This window comes from Aurantimonas sp. A2-1-M11, from assembly GCF_036549475.1.
Lineage (GTDB): Bacteria > Pseudomonadota > Alphaproteobacteria > Rhizobiales > Rhizobiaceae > Aurantimonas.
On the sequence record NZ_JAZHLI010000230.1, the window covers coordinates 1 to 556 of the forward strand.

Below are 556 nucleotides of genomic sequence, written 5' to 3' on the forward strand. Positions count from 1 at the left end.
CACAGGCTGAGGGAGGTCTCGCGCAGATAGAGCCAGAGCCGCTCGACCGGGTTGAGTTGGGGACTGTAGGGCGGAAGCGCGACGAGGGTGATGTTCGCCGGTACGTCGAGGGCTTTTTCGCCGTGCCATCCGGCGCCGTCGAGAACCATGACGACATGGACGTCGTCCGGAATGGTGTGGGCGAACTCGGCGAGGTAGAGGTTCATCCTCGCCTTGTCGGCATAGGGCAGGACCAGGGCGAAGGACTGGCCGGTGGAGGGTTCGACGGCACCGAAGATGTAGGTCCATTCGAAGCGCTGGTCGCAAAGCCCGGGTGGTCGCTTGCCGCGGGTCCACCAGCGGTGGCAGTGGCGGCCTTTCTGGCCAACCCGTGCTTCGTCTTGATACCAGAGCGCAATCCGCTTGTCGGGGTGGTCGACGTTTGCCGCCTTCAGGGCCTCGGAGAGCCCTTTTTTTTAAAGCGCGCCTGGCGCCCCGGATCGCTCTGAGGGTGGGTCGGCCGGGCTTTCTGGCGCGAAAAGCCGTTACGGCGCAGGATGCGCGACAGGCTGGCGGG

The 556-nt window shown here is 65.3% G+C and carries 2 protein-coding genes; both read right to left on the reverse strand.

From position 1 onward, the window contains the following. Positions 1-434 (reverse strand): IS630 family transposase (locus VQ042_RS25840; protein ID WP_331823084.1); only part of this gene is annotated, 434 nt, incomplete at its 3' end. Continuing rightward, complete coding sequence (locus VQ042_RS26305; RefSeq protein WP_442880264.1) at positions 431-547, reverse strand: helix-turn-helix domain-containing protein; 117 nt, start codon at positions 545-547, stop codon at positions 431-433. The genes VQ042_RS25840 and VQ042_RS26305, both read right to left, overlap by 4 nt. Positions 548-556 lie beyond the last annotated feature (9 nt).